Raw genomic sequence first — 18,562 nt, forward strand, 5'->3', positions numbered from 1 at the left:
ATACCACGCAGGCCACCACGCATTCGATGATGGCATGGCTATAGAATTCCGCCTCACCATGCGGCAGACTCATGATGATCTGCCCACCGTACCAGCCGGCCAACGCCGCGCCCGCAAGTCCGAGCGCTTTGCAGGCCACCAGCGTGCCGAACGCCTTCTGCGGGTCCAATGGCTTGAGCTGCGCGCGTTTGACGGGATCTTTGGTCGTGTATTTATGAATCTGCAGAGCCATGTACAACACCACACCGCCCAACACGGCCAGCACCACCGGCACGATCCAGGGTGCGCCAACCAACGGCAGGCCTGAAATCTCGCCGTATTTCGACAATCCCATGCCGGCCAGCACGCCAAGCGCGGCCGCAAGGACGAATGACCACCAAGGGGTTCTGCGTGCTCTCATAGCGTGTCTCCGATAATCCAATTGTCGGTCAGCATGCCCACTTGCGCGGCGTCCGGAGCCATCGCCAGCAGGAACGCGACCGGATCCCTGCCGAGTTTCGCGTCCGGATCCATGTCGAACCATGGGGCGAGCACGGCCGCATGCTCACGTGCGGACGGCCACGGCACCATGCAATCAGGTTCGTTGCGGACCACGCCTTCCATGTCCACAAGGTCGAGGTCGAGGTCATCCGAAATGGAGGATGACACCGATTCCAACGCACCGATAAGTTCACGCGCGTCCATGCGCGTGGAAATCTGCATGACGGCGGCCATTTTGTCCGGATAGTCGTCGACCTGGCTGACATGGTACAGCGGCGAAATACCTTCCACCTGGTTGCCGGGAAGCGCGTCGATGGCCACGATCGCCTGACGGAACTGGTGTTCCGCATCGGTTGAAACGCTATCCAGGGAAATGACCGCTCGACGGGATGCCGGTCCCGGTTTCGCCGCGGCCGCAGCGGCTGCTTTGGAGGCCGCCGTACCTTCCGGAAGTTCAATGGAATCAATGGATTCAACAGAATCGGCATCGTCAATCGCATCAACGTCATCTGCAGACGTCCCAATGTCGGAATCGCGAACTATGGGATCCTGAGCTCCGGCAACCATCCAATCGTCCGCGATCTCATCGATATGGTCGCGGTCGGACGTTTCGTGCAGCAGTTGCGCCACGGAACCGGCGTGCGCTCCCCCGAGTTCTGCGTCCGGTTCAAGCGCAAGCCACGGCCCCAATACGAAAGCCCGCTGCCATGCGCGCGGATGCGGCAACGTCAGGTCGGGGTCGGCGCTTTCCTGCCCGTCAAAGTCGATGATGTCCAAATCGAGCGTGCGCGACGTCCAATGGTCGGTGCGCACGCGACCATGCGAGGCTTCGATGCGCTGCAAACCGGCCAGCAGTTCGGCGGCCGAAAGCCTGGTATCCACGGACACGACCGCATTGCGGAATTCCGCAGTACCTTCCGGCATGCCCCATGCGTCGGTCCGATAGAGCGGCGACACCCCCGTCACCTGCGTGGAGGGAAGCCCATCAATGCACCGAACGGCGTCACGCAAGGTGGCGGTCACATCGCCCTGATTGCCTCCCATGGCGATGATGGCATGATGCACCTGCCCATGTTCCGACGACCGCTCACGCGATGGACTGCCAACTGTTTCACGGGAACGTTCCACGGTCACGCTGACATCGTCGAACGGCACGGTGATCGGCGCATTCGGCTTATGCACGGTGACCTGCGTGCGGCACACGGCCGGAAAGCCGAGAATCATGCCGACGATACGATTGGCCAGCTTTTCAATCAAATCGACGTGTTCGCCTTCGATGATGGCCACGATGCCTTTGGCGATCGCACCATAGTCGACGGTGTCGTTCAGATCGTCGGAACGGCCGGCGGCAGCGAGGTCGAGGAACAGCGTGGCGTCCACCACGAAGGTCTGGGCCCGCTCATGCTCGAAGTCGAGCACGCCATGTTTGCCCGTCGCGCGGATTCCCGTCAGTCGAATCTGATCCATACCAGCCTTCCTTTGCCGTTCCTACGTTCCGTATTCCTATTATTTCCGCGATTGCGATGTTGTGACTATCTGCGATTCGCACGGTCACGCGTTCGCATACTCGCGCCATGCGTTGCCGACGGCGACCGCGTCGCGGCTTTTCGCCACGTCATGCACGCGCACGGCCCACACGCCATGTTCCGCGCACAGGGCGCTGATGGCCGCAGTGGCGTTGTCTTTTGAGGCCATGTCCGGCTCGGTCACACCGCCGCCGGCAAGCAGCGAGCCGACGAAACGTTTGCGGGACGCGCCGATCAGCACCGGATAGCCAGCCGCGTTGAACCGGTCAAGCGCCGCCAGAATCGGCAGGTTATGCTCCACGCCCGGCTTGGAGAAGCCCAGGCCCGGGTCGATGATGACCTGTTCGGCCTGCACCCCGGCTTCAAGCACCGCATCCACCTGACGCATCAGCTCGTCATACACGTCATTCACCACGCCATGCTCGTAGCGGGAGGTGTCGGCGTCCGGCACATTGCCCGCGGCGCCGGCAAGCCAGCCACGCCAATGCTGCACGATGTACAGGCAGTCGGAATGGTCGGCCACCACATGCGGCAGTTCGCGGTCCAACTGGCCGCCGGACACGTCGTTGATGATCTGCGCGCCATGTTCGAGCGCGGCCAACGCCACCGAAGCGCGCGTGGTGTCGATGGACAGCACCGCCCCTTCGGGAATCAGCGCGTCCACAGCGCCCAGCACACGGGCCTTCTCGTCGGCTTCGCTGACGCGTTTGGCTCCCGGACGGGTGGATTCCGCTCCGATGTCGATGATGTCGGCACCGGCTTTCATCATCGCCTCGCCATGGGCTTTGGCCGCCTCCGGAGCAAGCCAGAGGCCGCCGTCGGAGAAGGAATCCTCCGTGATGTTGAGCACGCCCATCACCAACGTGCTCTGGCTATCATGAATCGCCTTCATATCAATCGCCATCGGTTTTCTTCCTTCATTCATTCCGTTCTTCCGTTCGGTTCTGTCCGATTCCGCCCGGTAAAGCGCACTTACGAATGGTTCGACAGAATCAGGCTCATCGCCTCGGCCCGCGTAGTGGCGTCGCGCATGCATCCGCGGACCGCCGAGGTGACGGTGCGGGATTGTGCCTTCTTCACGCCGCGCATGGCCATGCACATGTGGTCGCATTCGGTGACCACGATCACGCCACGTGCATCGATGCCTTCCATCAACGCGTCGGCCACCTGCTGGGTGAGGCGTTCCTGCACCTGGGGCCGACGGGCGTACAGTTCCACGAGTCGGGCCAGTTTGCTCAGACCAGCCACCTGGCCATTGGATGGGATGTACCCGACGTGGGCCACGCCATGGAACGGCAGCAAATGGTGCTCACATACGGAGAACAGTTCGATGTCACGCACCAGCACCATTTCGTCGGTATCCACCTTGAAACGTGTTTTGAGCACTTCCTCCGGCCCGTGTCCAAGGCCGGCGAACAGTTCCTTGCATGCCCGTCCGATGCGGTCGGGAGTTTCCAGCAGTCCCTCACGATCGGGGTCCTCGCCGATGGACTTCAAGAACAGGCGCACGGCCTGGCGCACGCCTTCCTCGTCATAGCCGACAGGCCCGGCCGCATGGGCGGCACGGGCCTTGTCGTCGAGGAGGGTATCGAAATCGGTATCGCTCATCAGTTGGTCAATCCTGCGCTTTTCTTCAGGTTCTCGGGAATCGGGACCGGTGGAATGTCGGAGTCCGGACGCTTGTCGTCGCTCAGCCAGACCTCGCGCTTCGGCGCCTTCTTGATGTTGGCGAAGATCGCTGCGAGCTCCTTCTCGTTGAGCGTCTCCTTGACGAGCAACTGACGTACCAGCTCGTCAAGGATGTCACGGTTCTCGTTGATGACGTTCCAAGCCTCGGTATGCGCCGTCTCCACAAGCTTGAGCACTTCCTCGTCGATGATTTCGGCGGTGCGCGCGGAATACTTGTGGGTCAGGGCGCCAAGATCGCTCTGCTCGTCGTCGGACCACTTGATGGCGCCGAGCTTCTCGGAGAAGCCATAATCGAGCACCATCTGGCGGGCGATCTTCGTGGCCTTTTCGATGTCGTTGGACGCGCCGGTGGTCGGATCGTGGAACACGACCTCTTCGGCGGTACGTCCGCCCATGGCGTAGGCCATCTGGTCGAGCAGCTGGTTGCGGGACATGGAATAGCGGTCCTCGGTCGGCATCACGGCGGTGTAGCCGAGCGCGCGGCCACGCGGCAGAATCGTCACCTTGGTCACCGGATCGGTGTCGTTCATGGCGGCGGCCACCAGCGCATGACCACCCTCGTGGTACGCGGTGTTGCGCAACTCGTCGAGCGCCATGCCCTTGGAGCGACGCTTCGGGCCGGCCTGGACGCGGTCGATGGCCTCGTCGATGGCACGGTTGTCGATGAGCTGGGCGCCGGCACGGGCGCACAGCAGCGCGGCCTCGTTGAGCACGTTGGCAAGGTCGGCGCCGGTGAAACCAGGCGTACGTACGGCGATCATGTGCAGATCGACGTCCGGCACGAACGGCTTGCCTTTGGCATGCACCTTCAAAATCGCCTCACGGCCTTCAAGATCAGGCGCTTCGACGGCCACCTGGCGATCGAAACGGCCGGGGCGCAGCAATGCCGGATCAAGCACGTCCGGACGATTGGTGGCCGCGATGATGATGAGGTTCGTGTCGTTGTCGAAGCCGTCCATTTCGACCAGCAGCTGGTTCAGCGTCTGCTCACGCTCGTCATGGCCGCCGCTCATACCGGAACCGCCGCGCTTGCGGCCGACGGCATCGATCTCATCAATGAAGATGATGGCCGGAGCGTTCTTCTTGGCCTCGTCGAACAGGTCACGCACTCGGGACGCGCCAAGGCCCACGAACATCTCCACGAAGTCGGAGCCGGCCATGGAATAGAACGGCACGCCGGCCTCACCTGCGATGGCTCGTGCCAGCAACGTCTTACCGGTTCCAGGAGGGCCGTACAGCAGCACACCTCGCGGAATGCGGGCTCCCAATGCCTTGTAGCGGGACGGATCTTTGAGGAAGTCCTTGATCTCCTCGACCTCCTGCACGGCCGCGTCCTCGCCGGCCACGTCGGAGAACTTAGTGGTCGGGGTCTGGCCGTCAAGCAGCTTGCCGCTGTTCTTCTTGCCTCCCATACCGAGCATGCCGCCAGCGCCGCCCATGCGGCTCATCAGGAACCAGAACAGGCCGAAGATGATGAGGAACGGCAGCAGCGAGGTCAGCAGATACGTCCAGATGCTGGTCTGCTGCATGCTGGCAGTCCAGCCCTTGGCCGGATCGGCCTTCTGCACGGCCTTGACCACCGCCGCCGACTGCGCGTACGTGTAGTAGAACTGCACGTTCTTGCCATAGTTCTTCGTACGGCCGGTATCCGGGTCGGTTGCGGAGTAATCGCTCGAAAGCTTGAGCTTGACCTGCTGGGTGTTGTCCACGATCGTCGCGTACTCGACGGTGTTGCCGTTGAGGATCTGCATGCCATCCTTGGTGTCGATGGTCTGCGATCCGGAGCCCGCGAAAATCTGGAACATGGTCACGGCGAGCAGGGCCACGACCACCACCCACAACCATGGCGACTGCCAGAACGGACGGGGGCCATTGGACTTGTTGCCATCCGCTCCGTTCTTGCCGTTCCTGCCACCGTTGCCGCCGTTGTTGCGGTTGAACGGATTGGTGAACGGGTTGTTGCCACCATTGGGGTTATTGCCTCCGCCACTGCTTGGCGGCTGATTCGGACCAGGGAAACTCAATCCTGACCTCCTTCATAGACTGACGGCTTCAGCACCGCAATCGAATCGAGGTTGCGGTAACGCTCGTCGTAATCCAAGCCGAAACCGACCACGAATTCATCGGGAATCTCACGTCCCTTGTATTTCACATCCACGTCGACCGTACGACGTGCCGGCTTCTCCAGAAGCGCAAAAACCTCCACGGAAGCCGCACCACGACGCTTGAGCTCGTCGACCAGCCAAGCCAGTGTGAAGCCGGAATCGATAATGTCCTCGACAATCAGCACATGGCGGCCACGCACGTCGGTGGACAGGTCCTGCCGGACGGTGATCTTTCCGCTCGACTCGGTGCCGGAGCCGTAGCTGGACAGGCTCATGAAATCCATCTCAGCGGGAATGCTCATGGCCTGGGAGAACGCCGCGAGCGTGTTCACAGCCCCCTTAAGCACGCAGACCAACAACGGGTCCTTGCCACGGTAGTCTTCACTGGCCTGGGCCGCGGCGCGGTTGATGATGTCGGCAATCTCTTCTTTGCTGATCAGCTCGTGATCAATGTCTTCTTGTACGTCAGCGATTCGCATGCCCACCATCTTGACACATGCGAATGACGTGTTTCTGGCTATATGCTGAATATCCGCTGAGAAGATTCACACACGTCGCGTCATAACCGCGGCAGGCCGGCCACAAACTTGTCGATGGCCGATTTCGCCGCGGAAAGATCGGTGGGATTGTTGACGATCACCGCGAAGGACAATGCTCCGCCGTTGATCCGCGACACATTGCCCGTCATGGAGGTCACATCGCCCAGGCTGCCGGTCTTCGCGCGGATCAGGCCGGCCTCGCTGGCGTCAAGCAGACGGTTCGCCGCAGTGCCGACGAATCCGGCGATGGACAGGCCTTCCGCGGCCGCAGCACCCGAACCGGCGGTCAGATTGCGCCGCTGTACCTCGAGCAGCGTGCGGGCCGTGAGTTTGGAATCCTCGGTAAGGCCGGAGCAATTGCGCATATCAAGCCCCTGCGTGGAGATTCCCTCGCGTTCAAGTACCGACTTGACGGCCCGCACCGCGCCCTCCGGAGAATTGTCGGCGCCGGTCTTCAAGGCCAGCAATCTGCCGAACTCCTCGGCGAGCGAATTATCGGAATGCCGTAGGGTGAACGCCATGACCTCGCTCAGCGAGGCGGAACGCACACTGGCGAGCGGACTGGTGGACTGCGGCGCGGTCCCCTGTTCCACGGAACCCTGCACCGTGATGCCCTGCTCGGCGAGCCGCTGGACGAACACCGAAGCGGCATCGGCCGCCGGATGCATGCTCAGCGCCGGATACGAAGTGAACTGATCCGGATCGGAAGGCTTCGCGCCGTTCCAGTTCCTGCCGCCGTCCACCGCCATGGAAGAGGACGGCGCATAGTACACGTGATCGGTATCGAGTTCCGCGATACCCTGTGGCCAGCGGTTCTCCCCGAACAGGGAATCGTCATACATCAAAGTCACGGCAGTGATGCCGCGCTGCCTCAACGCCTGGGCGGTATCCGCGGCGAGTGTGCCAAGTCCGGCGCGCCCGTTGACATGGTTCGAATCGGACAGGCCCGCGCCGAGCAGCATGTCGCCGTTGCCTTTGAGCACCAGACGCGCGGTACCGTCCTGCACCTGTTCCAGATAGGTCTGCGTATCCAAGGTGGATCCCATGTCAAGCTCGCTGGCGGCAGCGTACGCGGTCAGCGTCTTCATGGTGGACGCGGGCGTGCGTGGCGTGTCGATGTTCCGTTCGGCGACCACCTTGCCGGAAGCGTCCGCGATGGCGATCGAATAATCGCCGCCGAAACCGTCCGCAGCTGACGAGAAGGCACCGATCAGCGCGTTTGCCGCGGAGGCGTCGATATTGGAGGAACCAAGATCCGAGACCACGTCCGCAGCTTCGATCGATTGCTTCGCGGCCGCTACCGTCGGACGATCGACCTGACGCATCGTGAGGACGCCCGGAACCACATCGCAGATATCGGCCACGACATAGCCGACACACAACACGGCAGTGACCACGACGGAAACCGCCACGGTCACCGTCCTACGGCGCCGGACTGCACGATAACCGTCGATATCGTCCATAGCCAGAACACACCTTCCTGTCGTAATCCCCTTTTCCGCGGCTGCGCCCACGTCATGCCAAACCATCGCATGGCATGACGGACCGGCACGTCAGCCTTTATGGGCGATGGGCTTCCATTCGGATTTGGCGAAAATCGCCTGGAACGAAATCGGCACGTAGCTCAGCATGTAGATGGGGAAGGCCAGCACGTAGGCGAACAGCTCCTTGTTGGTGGCGCCCACGTGGTCGCGTTCCGCCACGATGGTCAACGCGGCAAGGCCCATCATGCCGACCACCGATGCCACGATGCCAGAGGTCCAGCCGGTCAGCGAATCCAGCTGGCTCTGCCACGTCACGAATCCGCAGGCCGCGAACAGCATGCCCAGCAATATGCGCGCGATGCCGAGCACGGTGAACGGACACAGCAGCAATGTGAAGTCGACGGCGGAGAAATCACGTTCCCTGACCGCGCGTTTGATCAGCGCCGGGCCGTAATAGCGGAACACCTGCAGGAAGCCCTTGCTCCAGCGCAGACGCTGCCGCCAGCTCTGCGCGAAGGTGACGGGCTGCTCGTCGTACAGGATGGCGGTGCCGCAATAGCCGATGCGGTCGCCGTGCAGCACGCTGTCCATGGTGAATTCCAGGTCTTCGGTGAGCAGATGGAACTTCCAGCCGTTGTTGCGGCGCATGATCTCCTGCGAGAACATGAAGCCGGTGCCGCCCACATGGCAGCTGTTGCCGAGCCACATGCGCGAAGCCGACACGAAGCGCGACTCGCGGATGAACCACAGCGCGGAGCCGGACGACACCCAGTTGTCGGACAGGTTCACGGAATTGCGGTAGCTGGTGAGGATCTTGAACCCGGCCTGGAAGCCCTTGTTCATCTCCTCGAGGTAATGCTTGTCGAGTTTGTTGTCCGCGTCGAAGACGAAGAAGGCGTCGTACGGGTCGGACGCGCCGGATTCGTTCATCCGGTCGAGCAGGTAGGTCAGCGCGTAGCCTTTGCCGACCTGTTCCTTGTTGAAGCGTTCGATGACGTGGCATCCCAGATTCCGCGCCACTTCGGCCGTGTTGTCGGTGCAGTTGTCCGCCACCAGCCAGATGTCGACGAGTTCGCTCGGATAGGTCTGCTCGTGCAGGCAATTGATGAGGTTGCCGATGACGTTGGCCTCGTTTCGGGCGGAGATCAGCACCGCGTAGCGTTTGTCCATCGGCGCGTCGGGAAACTTGATCGGCTTGGCGAACAGCGAGATGACGATGCAGACCGCCTGGTACAGCATGCCGGCGCCACCCAGAACGACCAGCACGACATCAAGCACGCTCAGCAATACCATTAACGCCACCTACTTCTCGGATTGTCATCCGGATTGCCATCCGGCTTCCGCGATTGAGCCCCGTCCTCATCCTCGGATCGCGACTCGTCCGCGTCCTCGGTCCCCTGCAACGGTTTGCGTCCGTTTCCGTCCAGCAGATGCTTCGGAATGGCGACGGTCTGCGATTCCTCCGCGTTGCCGTCTCCGTCGGACAGGTTGATATTGTACGCCTGCTCCTGCAGGATTCGCACGTCGTCGGGAATCGGCACATGCGCGCTCGATCCCTGCACGGCGCGCGGTATGGTGTGCAGATGCTCGCTGATGGCTTCGGCGCCCTCCACCAGCTTCGACTTCTTCTCCGGAACCGGATCGTCCATCAACGGGGAATCCACCAGATCGTACCTCTTGGTGTAGGTGCGCAGAATCGTCTGGATCGAAGCGACGATCGGCAGGGCCAGGAACGCGCCGATCGCGCCGAACAGCGAGCTGAACGCCAGCACTGCGAGGAACGCCACCGCGTCGTTGACGTCCATGGTGCGCTGGGAGATCTTCGGCGCGAAGATCAGGTTCTCGATCTGCTGGTAGATGCAGATGAACACCACCACGGCGATCGCCTGCCACAGGCCGCAGCTGCCCCAGGCGAACAGCACCGGCAACGCGCCGCCGATATACGTGCCGAGCATGGGGATGAACTGCGAGACGATGCCGCAGAACAACGCCAACGGCATCCAATACGGCACATGCAGCGCCATCAGGCAGATCGAGGTGAAGAACGCGTTCAGCACGGCGAGAATGGCACGGGAGAACAGGAACGAGGAAATCTGGGTCTGGCTGACGGTCCAGACGAACAGGAAACGGCGCTGCGCGGCCGGCGCCATCCACTGGCAGGCCGAACGGCGCAGTTTCGGACCGGCCGCCGAGATGTAGAACGTGGTCATGATCACCGTCATGAGGTTCAGCAGGAAGGAGAACAGTCCGGATACCGTGCTGACGGCGGTGCCCGCGAAGTCCGTGACCCAGGAGGTCTGGATGTTCTTCAGAATCTCACTGCCGAGGCTGTTGATTTCGGGAAGCTTGAAATCCGTGTATTGCTCCACGAATTCGACGATCTGCCTGTACAGGCCGGGCAGGCCGTTGCACAATGCGATGACCTGCTGCACGAACAGGTTGCCGAACAGGGCGAACATGGCGCACAGGATGATGGCCAGCATGAGCAGCGCGAAGATCGACGCGAACGTGCGCTTCCAGCCATGCTTGACCAGCGGCACCACCACGGGTTCCACGGCAAGCGCCAGGAACAGGGAGACGATGATGTCGATGACAAGATATTCGATTTTCCCCCAGCTGCGCCAGCAGAAGGAGAACAGCACGATGGCGATGGCAATGTACAGCAGCGCCCGCCCCAGCCATTCCGGGGGGCGTCGGGGATCACCCTTCGCGGGGAACAGGGTGCCCAGGTCCCAACGCATCCCGTCGGTGCCGTCGTGTTGCCCGGACGATTCATCCGTGCCTGTCTTCATATGCCGTTCGCTGTCGCTCATGGCTCCTTATTGTAGGCAGACGCCGTGTACGGGCTGGAACCTATCCTTGAAATCATGCTGAACGTTTCAATTGTCATCCCCGCTTGGAATGAACAGGAGCGTATCAACGATTGTCTGCTCAACGCCACCCGGCAGACCGTGATGCCCCATGAGGTGATTGTCGTCGATAACCGTTCCACCGATTCGACCGTCGAAGTGGTCGAGCAGTTCATGAAGGATCATCCGGAGGCTCCGGTGAGGCTACTGCACCAGGATGAGGAACAGGGCCTGATCCCCACGCGCGACTATGGGCTGAATCACGCTACAGGCGATATTCTCGGCCGGTTCGACGCGGATTGCATGATCCGTCCGGATTGGGTGGAGGTCGTTTCCGGCATTTTCACCGAGGATCCGGAAGCGATGGGCGCCACCGGTCCGGTGATGTACTACGATATGCCCAGCCGCCATTTTGGGCTTCGCGGGGACAATTCCACACGCAAGAGGATCTACAAGGCCGATGGCGGCAGCCCGCTGCTGTTCGGCTCCAACATGGCGTTGCGCGCCACCGCTTGGCGGCAGATCGCCGACGAGGTCTGCCGCGACAAGGCCGACGTGATGCATGAGGACATCGACATCTCCCTGCATCTGCTGGGCAAGGATCTGAAAACCGTGTACAGTCCGCGCATGGTCGCGGGCATCAGCGCGCGGCGCATGGACACGTCGCCGTCATCGTTCCTCAACTACATGCGCCGGTTCAAGAACACCTTCAACGCGCATCCGCAGCATTACCGCAAACATCGTCCGGAAATCCTCCTCACCGCGCTGTATCCGGTGATGCATCTGCTGTATCCGGTGTGGCAGAAGGTGCTGGACACCGCGGACATCAATCCGGCCGAAGCCGCTTGGATCAACGAGCAGATGGAGCTGGCGGAGCAGGAGGGCCGCGAATTGTACGACGACACCCCCACTGATGAGGAGTGGAGCGAGAAGCACGAGGAATAGCGCGTTCCGCCAACCATGCGTCCACTGCCGATGACAAAAACGGACGGTGCCGGAAATCTTCGGCACCGTCCGTTTTTCTTGTCCTTTCCGCGATTTCCCTACCGCGGAGGAGCCTACATCAGGCTGGTGTAGATCTTGAGGATGTCCTCCTGCGTGGCCTGGCGCGGATTGCCCGGCGTGCACACGTCATGGAAGGCGTCATGGGCCAACGGCTCGAGATCGGCCTCTGTGGCGCCGACCTCGGAGATCTTGGTCGGGTTCTTCAGGTCGACGGTGAGCTTGTGTACGGCCTGCACGGCCTCCTCGCGCACCTTCTCGATGTCTCCGGTGTACGCGTCCTCCACGCCGAAGGCGTCGGCGATGTCACGGTACTTCTCGCCGGTGTAGTCCTTGTTGTATTCCATGACCGGCGCCAGCAGAATGCCGTTGGCCACGCCGTGGGCCACACCCAGACGACCGCCCAGCGGGTGGGCCATGCCGTGCACCAGACCAAGGCCGACGTTGGAATAGGCCATGCCGGTGATGTAGGAGGCGTAGGCCATCTGCTCGCCGGCGGCCACATCGCCGTCCGCGCTCTTGGCCAAGTTCTTGGCGATCATGCGGATGGTCTGCATGGACAGGCAGTCGGACAGGCTCCATGCGCCCGGGGTGATATAGCCCTCGATGGCGTGGGTCAGCGCGTCGAGGCCGGTGGCGACCTTGAGGCCACGCGGCATGGAATCGGTCAGATCCGGGTCCACGAAGGCGACGATCGGAATGTCGTGCGGATCGACGGCCACGAACTTGCGCTTGTTGGCGGTATCGGTGATCACGTAGTTGATGGTGGTCTCGGATGCGGTGCCGGCGGTGGTCGGCACGCCGAAGATCGGCACGGACGGGTTCTTGGTGTCCGCCACGCCCTCAAGGCTCAGCACGTCGGAGAACTCGGGGTTGGCGGTGACGATGCCGATGCCCTTGCAGGTGTCCTGCGGCGAGCCGCCGCCCAGACCGATCAGGAAATCCGCGCCGGAAGCGGCGAACTTGGCGACGCCATCCTGGATGCATTCGACGGGCGGGTTCGGCTTGACGTTGTCGAACACCTCATACGGCATGCCCGCTTCGTCCAGCACATCGGTGACCTTCTTGACGGTGCCGGTCTTCAGCAGCACCGGATCGGTGACGATGAACGCCTTGGTGAACCCGTGCGACTTGGCGACATTCGGAATCTCCTTGATCGCTCCGCGACCGAAATACGCCGTCTGGTTGAAAATCATGCGATAGACCATAATGCTCTCCTTTAAGCAACGGTTCCCTGCCACGACGCTCATCGTCGAGGCCAACGGTTTCATGATAACCCCGCCGCCACCGGCTTTCCCGACCACGACACGCTGATTGTGAACGTTCTCGAAAAAAGGGTGGATATACATGATCCCCGACCTGCGCCGTCCCGCCATCGGACGTTAGTCGTCGAACAATTCCTCTTCGACCTGCGGCAGATCCGCCTTGGAGAACACCCAAATCGTCTCATGCGCGGAATTCCGGCTCGGAAAGATGGTGATGAGTATCCGCTCGCCATTGGTTTTGGTGTATCCGTATTGCAGAGCCCCCGTGGCCCTGACCCTCGCCTGGACGAACTCGTAGTCGAACAGGAGCTGGAAGCTGCTGCGGCACTGGGGTGCGACCATCTCATCGCAATATGCCTGCATGGCCTCCTTGAACGAGCCGCCATGCTCACGAAGCATGCGGAGGAACAGCTGGCCCGACACGATCGGACGATGCGTGTCGGCACGCAGATCGACCACATAGGCGATCGTATAGCGCACATGCAGATACCACAGCAGCTGCTCCATATCCTGGCTGTGCACCAGGATGCCCTCCAGCTTCTCGTTGAGCATGCGGGCCTGCCGCCTGTTGCCGTTCTGCGCGTAATACGCCTTCTTCGCGGCGCGCATCTCGGTTTCGGCCTGCTCTATCGCCTTCGGCAGTTCATCCCCGCCATGCGCGGCCGCCATGCCGACGGATATCTCACACCCCCGGTCCCTCAGCTGCGTGGCCATGTAGGAAGCCTGCTTGCGCGTCTGTTCCAAAGTATGGCTGGAACTGAGCACCACGAACTCGTCACCGCCGATCCTGTAGATCCGGTCGTCGCCGAAGAACGCGCGTGCGGCATCGGCAACGTCGCACAGCGTCTTGTCTCCCTTGGCATGGCCGAGATGGTTGTTCACCTCGTGCAGCCCGATGAGGTCGACGTACATACACACCACGGATTTTCCGGCGAATATGTCCTTCCGCCGCACATCGGCGTCGTAGGCGTTGCGGTTGAGCAGCCCGGTCAGTGAATCCTGCCGGTATCCGATCTGCAAGTCCCTGGCGAGCAGATCGAATGGAAGATTGGTTTCGACGAGCACCACGGCCCATGGATCATCCGCGCCGACCTCGTCGGATACCAGGATGCTGAATGCGACGATGCCCGATTCGGCTTCGATCTCGCTGGCGAAGTATGTGAAGACCGAACGCCGATCGTTGAACAGCCTGTGGCGCAGATCCGGCAGGTTCATGAACGTCAGGAATTTCATGGCGTCCCTCGGATGGATGATGCGCTCGTCGACCAGAGTCTCGCAATAGTCCGAGAAATCGTCGGACGGCACTTCGGGAAGCACGGAATCGCGCCTGATCACACGGTATTCGCCCGTCATGAGGTTCAGCCTCGAGATTTCGGACACGCCTTTCTCGAGCAATTCGAACGCATGCGCGGCCACCGACGACGATTCGAGCAGCGCGCGTCCGCTGTGCGATTTGCGATAGTCCTTCTGGCGGAGGTCCCGGCTGATGTTCCAGAACTGGTGGCAGTCGGAACGCTTTTCGAGCAGATCCTCGGCCTGTTCCACGGTGAGCGGCTTGAAGAAGAAATACCCCTGGATGTAAATGCAGCCCAATTCACGCAGCTGATTGACCTGCTGGGCGGTCTGGGCCCCTTCGGCGATGACCCCGATCCTCAACTGGTAGGCCATATCGATGACGGCCTCGACAATCTTCAATCCCTTGGCCTCGTTGTCGGAATTGAGATCGAGGAACTTCATGTCCAGCTTGATCGCCTCGACGTTGATGTCCTTGAGCATGTTCAACGATGAATACGCCGAGCCGAAATCGTCCATCAACACCGCTATCCCGCATTCGTGCAGGTCATGTATGGTCGATGTCACTACTTCGAAGTTCTGCGCTATGACGCTTTCCGTGATCTCCACCTGCAGCAGCCCCGGATCGACGCCGTAACGGTCGAGCATGTCGCCCAGCGTCCTTGCCACGTCGACCGCGTCGATGTCCGTCATCGACACGTTGACGGAGACCGGCACAGTGTTGCGTCCCTCACGCTGCCAGCGTGCCAGCATCTCGCACACCGACCGCCAGATATAGAAGTCGAACCGGGTGACCATCTTCGCCTGTTCGAGCAGCGGAATGAATCTGTCTGGAGTGATCACCCCATATTTCGGATGGTCCCAACGGATCAGCGCCTCCATACCGACGATCGCGCCCGTCACCGCATTGCATTTCGGCTGCAGGTAGAAGCAGAACTCGCCGTCATCGAACGCGTGGCTGATGTCGTCGAGGGTGAACGTCGGTGTCTCTTCGTCGGAATGCCTATCCATGGTATTCACCGTTGTACTGAATCAGCGTGACATCGTCGACGCCTTGGATCGCACGGATGCGCTCGGCGAAGGTCATGTCCTTGTCGTCGCAGAACACCTCCACCGCCATTTCCACCTTTTCGCCGCGCATGGTTTTGGATTTGACGAAGAAGCGGGTGCGTCCGAACGCGCGGACGATCTCGTCGCCGACGTTGTCGCCCAGATAGTGGATGACCGCGATGTAGACGCGTCCCTTGGCCTGGTGGGAATAGAACACGGCCAGCATGGCGATCATCACCACGCCCGCCACGATGGCAAGCAGATACATGCCGGCTCCGGTGGTGATACCGGTGGTGATGGCCCAGAACAGATACAGCAGGTCCATCGGATCCTTGACGGCGGTACGGTATCGGACGATGGACAACGCACCGACCATACCCAGGGAGATCACGATGTTGGTGCTGATGGCGAGCGTCACCATGCAGGTGAGCACCGACATGCCCACCAAGGTCACCGCGAAGCTGCGCGAATAGACCACGCCCGTGTAGAACCGCCGGTACACGGCGTAGATCACCACGCCCAGCAGCAGTGCGGCGAGCAGCGCCACCGCCATTTTCGGCACATTGTATTGGGCGAACGAATTCACCACCGATTTCTTGATCACATCATTGACGCTCATCCGTCTCTTCCTTCCTCCGTGTGTTGCGTATGTCAGGCGTACCGGTTCTGCCGAGGAGACCGGCCGCGCATGGTTCCGGGTTCAGCATGTCGCCGTCGCCCAGCTTTCCTTCCAATATTCGGCGCTTCTCAGATACGAGGTCTTGTCGTAGGCCAGCACGTATTTCGAAACGGCCGTCAGCTCGTGGGCCTTGCCGGGCAGCAGGTCGCGGACGAACTGCGGCAGGAATTCCGTGAACTTGACCTCCATCACCAGCTTGCCCGGTTCGAGCACCGGTATCGTCGGCAAGGTCCTGTCGAAGATGTCGTATCCGCCGACTGCGGCGCGCACGCCCATGTCGAAGGTGACGCGCACGGTGCCGGCCTGCAGTATCCACGGCTCACGGTCGTAGTCCACGATCACCCGGGGACGCATCATGTTGCTGACGCATTCGACGTAGAACTCACGGCAGAGCTGGTGCGGACTGTCTTTGAGGAATCCGTAGTCGCCGTTCAGGATGCGGTCGAACTCATCATGCGTCAGCGGCGCGTCCTCCTTGTATATCCAACTGTCGCTCTTGCGTTTGCGTTCCAGTTTGATGACGGCGTCGCTGTAGTCGTAGATGCGGATGCGGTATTTCTTGCGCAGCAACACACCATCGACCTTCTCCTGGTACGCCGTGTTCCAGTAATCGTCGAAATACAGGCTGCGAATCAGATAACTGCCGTTCCGCGCATGGCTGTCCCGATCGAGCAACGGCGCCATGCGCACGTTCAGATCGGCCTTCTGCCCGTAGGAAATCAGGTATTTCAGCTCATGCCGGTACCGTTCCCCCGTCGTGCGCGCGGGCGGCGCGAGGAACCAATCGATGCCGTCACGCAGACGGGCGATCATGTCGTCACCGCGCATTGGCGTCCTCCACGATGCTGCCATCGTCGCGCACATAGAAGCATTTGATGCCGTAGTGCTTGCCTTCGTCCGTGACGTAGTAGTCGAACGCGTCCTGGGAGCGTCCGGAGGAGTTCGTGGCGCTCACCTTGACGAAATACTGGCCGGCCTGGGGCATGTCCGTCACCGCTTCAGGAAGCGCCAGGTCGCTGGCATGGAAGACCACGTCCTTGAAGTCGTAGTCCTTGGCCACCTGCACGTCGTAGCGCAGGTCTTCGTTGTTGAAATCGTAGGACGGATCCCAAGTCAGCTTGAGTTTGCCGTTCGCGTTGGATGGGGTTCCGATGAAGAACGGCATCGGCTTCTTCCAGCTCGTCCAGTAGTTCCGGTAGTTGTCGACGATCTCGTCGTGCAACTGGTTGGCGACCGTATTGTAATCCGACTTCACCAGCGGCTCGTGCATGGAGTCGGGCATGTTCCACACGTACTGTTCGACGATGGAACGGTAATGCCTCACCATGGTGTTGATGCGATTGGCGCTCATGTAGGCGTATTCGCTTCTGATGGCCTTGTCGAGCGCTTTGCGGAACGTCTTGGTCTGCAGGCAGCGTTTGAACAGCACGTTGCCCCAATAGTTGCTGACGCCACGTTCCCAGCTCAAGCCGTCGCTCGAATTCATGATCTCGCGTTCCTTGCGCATAAGCATGCCGTCGTTATCCCAGTCCAACACGTACCACGTGTCGGAATTCTGCGGACTGTACAGATACATGTTGCGGTTCTGCGTGTCCGTGTTGCCCGTCAGTATCTGGAACGCCATCCAATAGGAGAGGTTCTCCACATCGAAGTGCTTGTCGAGGATCGTGTCCATGGGAATCGAGTAGTCGTTGAGATCGTTGAGCATGGCGATGAGCTTGCTGTTGTCGTCATCGCCCTTGATCTCGAGCTTCTCCTCGAATTTCTTCCGGTCGAAGGTCGGATCGTCGGTGAGTTTGATCACGTCCTTGTCCCGGTAGAACTCGAAATAGTTGACCTTGTACAGCTGTCCGTTCTTGTCGAGTCCATGGGCCTGCAAGGCGGTTTTGTTCAGCTGCTCCACCTGCGTGTACAGGCCATAGTCGTCGAAGGTCTTCGAGCCCGAGGTCTCGTCCTTGACGTACAGGTGCACGAACTGGGTGCGCAATCCCATCATCTGGTCGATGCCGCGGATCAGGTCGTAGGCCATCTTATTGCGGAAACGCAGCCCCTCGCCCATATGCTTGTTGAGCGCGATGGTGCGTTGGCCGCGCCATTCGCCCTTGCCTTTTTTCAATTCGATCTTGTAGTTCTTCTGCACGTTGGAGCTTGACGACTGTCCGCGCACCTGCACGGTCGCGTTCGGCGCGGATTCGCCGTAGCCCAGCTGTCCCTGCACGGGACCTTTGTCGTCGCCGACCTGCAGCAGGCCGTTGACCTTGTACCGGTCCACGCCCATCGCGTCGTAGTCGTCCACGGAATACTGGTTGATCTCGCTCCAGCTGTGGTCCGTACCTTCGGAACTGTTGCCCCGGGACACCGTCAGGTACATGGTCTCCACGCCGCTGTCATCGTACACTTTGTACAACGATTCGTTGTCGCGCAGGTGGGTGCCGTCGATGCCGTGCGTCTTCGATTTGACGACCTGACGCTGCGTCGATTTCGAAGCGGAGCCGCCATTCGATTCCTGCCGGCTTCCGCATCCCGCGCAGCACACGGCCAAAGCCGCCACCAGCAGCGTCGAAACCGCCCTGCGGAACGTCGTCATACGCATACCCGTCC

General features: G+C 60.9%; 15 protein-coding genes. 1 reads left to right on the forward strand and 14 read right to left on the reverse strand.

Going from position 1 to position 18,562, the window contains the following annotated elements; translation table 11 throughout:
- From ACR0P8_RS00810 to ACR0P8_RS00850, 9 genes are all read right to left on the reverse strand, one after another.
- A partial coding sequence (locus ACR0P8_RS00810; protein ID WP_432622765.1) for a DUF3180 family protein occupies positions 1 to 400 on the reverse strand: 400 nt, incomplete at its 3' end.
- Complete coding sequence (folK, locus tag ACR0P8_RS00815; protein WP_432622767.1) at positions 397 to 1,947, reverse strand: 2-amino-4-hydroxy-6-hydroxymethyldihydropteridine diphosphokinase; 1,551 nt, start codon at positions 1,945 to 1,947, stop codon at positions 397 to 399. The genes ACR0P8_RS00810 and folK, both read right to left, overlap by 4 nt.
- An 84-nt stretch (positions 1,948 to 2,031) precedes the next feature.
- Positions 2,032 to 2,910, reverse strand: a complete 879-nt coding sequence (folP, locus tag ACR0P8_RS00820; RefSeq protein WP_432622769.1) for a dihydropteroate synthase — start codon at positions 2,908 to 2,910, stop codon at positions 2,032 to 2,034.
- 68 nt (positions 2,911 to 2,978) lie between these two features.
- Positions 2,979 to 3,614, reverse strand: a complete 636-nt coding sequence (folE, locus tag ACR0P8_RS00825) for a GTP cyclohydrolase I FolE (protein WP_432622771.1) — start codon at positions 3,612 to 3,614, stop codon at positions 2,979 to 2,981.
- Complete coding sequence (gene ftsH / locus ACR0P8_RS00830; protein ID WP_432622773.1) at positions 3,614 to 5,719, reverse strand: ATP-dependent zinc metalloprotease FtsH; 2,106 nt, start codon at positions 5,717 to 5,719, stop codon at positions 3,614 to 3,616. The genes folE and ftsH overlap by 1 nt, the downstream gene beginning before the upstream one ends.
- Complete coding sequence (hpt, locus tag ACR0P8_RS00835; protein ID WP_432622775.1) at positions 5,716 to 6,279, reverse strand: hypoxanthine phosphoribosyltransferase; 564 nt, start codon at positions 6,277 to 6,279, stop codon at positions 5,716 to 5,718. Before hpt ends, ftsH begins: the two co-directional genes overlap by 4 nt.
- 80 nt (positions 6,280 to 6,359) lie before the next feature.
- Complete coding sequence (gene dacB, locus ACR0P8_RS00840) at positions 6,360 to 7,802, reverse strand: D-alanyl-D-alanine carboxypeptidase/D-alanyl-D-alanine endopeptidase (protein ID WP_432622777.1); 1,443 nt, start codon at positions 7,800 to 7,802, stop codon at positions 6,360 to 6,362.
- 90 nt (positions 7,803 to 7,892) lie between these two features.
- Entirely contained in the window at positions 7,893 to 9,116 is a 1,224-nt protein-coding gene (locus ACR0P8_RS00845; protein ID WP_432622779.1) for a glycosyltransferase family 2 protein, read from the reverse strand.
- A complete protein-coding gene (locus tag ACR0P8_RS00850; protein WP_432622781.1) occupies positions 9,116 to 10,636 on the reverse strand; it encodes an AI-2E family transporter in 1,521 nt (506 codons plus the stop codon). The genes ACR0P8_RS00845 and ACR0P8_RS00850 overlap by 1 nt, the downstream gene beginning before the upstream one ends.
- Positions 10,637 to 10,690: 54 nt before the next feature.
- Here ACR0P8_RS00850 and ACR0P8_RS00855 point away from each other — a divergent pair, with 54 nt between their 5' ends.
- Positions 10,691 to 11,617 (forward strand): glycosyltransferase, encoded by a 927-nt coding sequence (locus ACR0P8_RS00855; protein ID WP_432622783.1) that lies wholly within the window; start codon positions 10,691 to 10,693, stop codon positions 11,615 to 11,617.
- Between the two features lie 113 nt (positions 11,618 to 11,730).
- Here the strand turns inward: ACR0P8_RS00855 and fucO are convergent, their stop codons facing one another.
- From fucO to ACR0P8_RS00880, 5 genes are all read right to left on the reverse strand, one after another.
- A complete protein-coding gene (gene fucO, locus ACR0P8_RS00860; protein WP_432622785.1) occupies positions 11,731 to 12,882 on the reverse strand; it encodes a lactaldehyde reductase in 1,152 nt (383 codons plus the stop codon).
- 174 nt (positions 12,883 to 13,056) lie between these two features.
- On the reverse strand, positions 13,057 to 15,243 hold the full coding sequence (locus ACR0P8_RS00865; RefSeq protein ID WP_432622787.1) for an EAL domain-containing protein: 2,187 nt from the start codon (positions 15,241 to 15,243) through the stop codon (positions 13,057 to 13,059).
- Positions 15,236 to 15,901 carry a DUF4956 domain-containing protein gene (locus ACR0P8_RS00870; protein ID WP_432622789.1) on the reverse strand — a complete coding sequence of 222 codons (666 nt, stop codon included), beginning with the start codon at positions 15,899 to 15,901 and terminating at the stop codon, positions 15,236 to 15,238. Before ACR0P8_RS00870 ends, ACR0P8_RS00865 begins: the two co-directional genes overlap by 8 nt.
- Positions 15,902 to 15,982: 81 nt before the next feature.
- Positions 15,983 to 16,774, reverse strand: a complete 792-nt coding sequence (locus ACR0P8_RS00875; protein ID WP_432622837.1) for a polyphosphate polymerase domain-containing protein — start codon at positions 16,772 to 16,774, stop codon at positions 15,983 to 15,985.
- Positions 16,775 to 16,778: 4 nt separating this feature from the next.
- Entirely contained in the window at positions 16,779 to 18,554 is a 1,776-nt protein-coding gene (locus ACR0P8_RS00880; protein ID WP_432622791.1) for a CotH kinase family protein, read from the reverse strand.
- Positions 18,555 to 18,562 lie beyond the last annotated feature (8 nt).

Source organism: Bifidobacterium sp. (assembly GCF_050874245.1).
Taxonomy (GTDB): Bacteria; Actinomycetota; Actinomycetes; order Actinomycetales; family Bifidobacteriaceae; genus Bifidobacterium.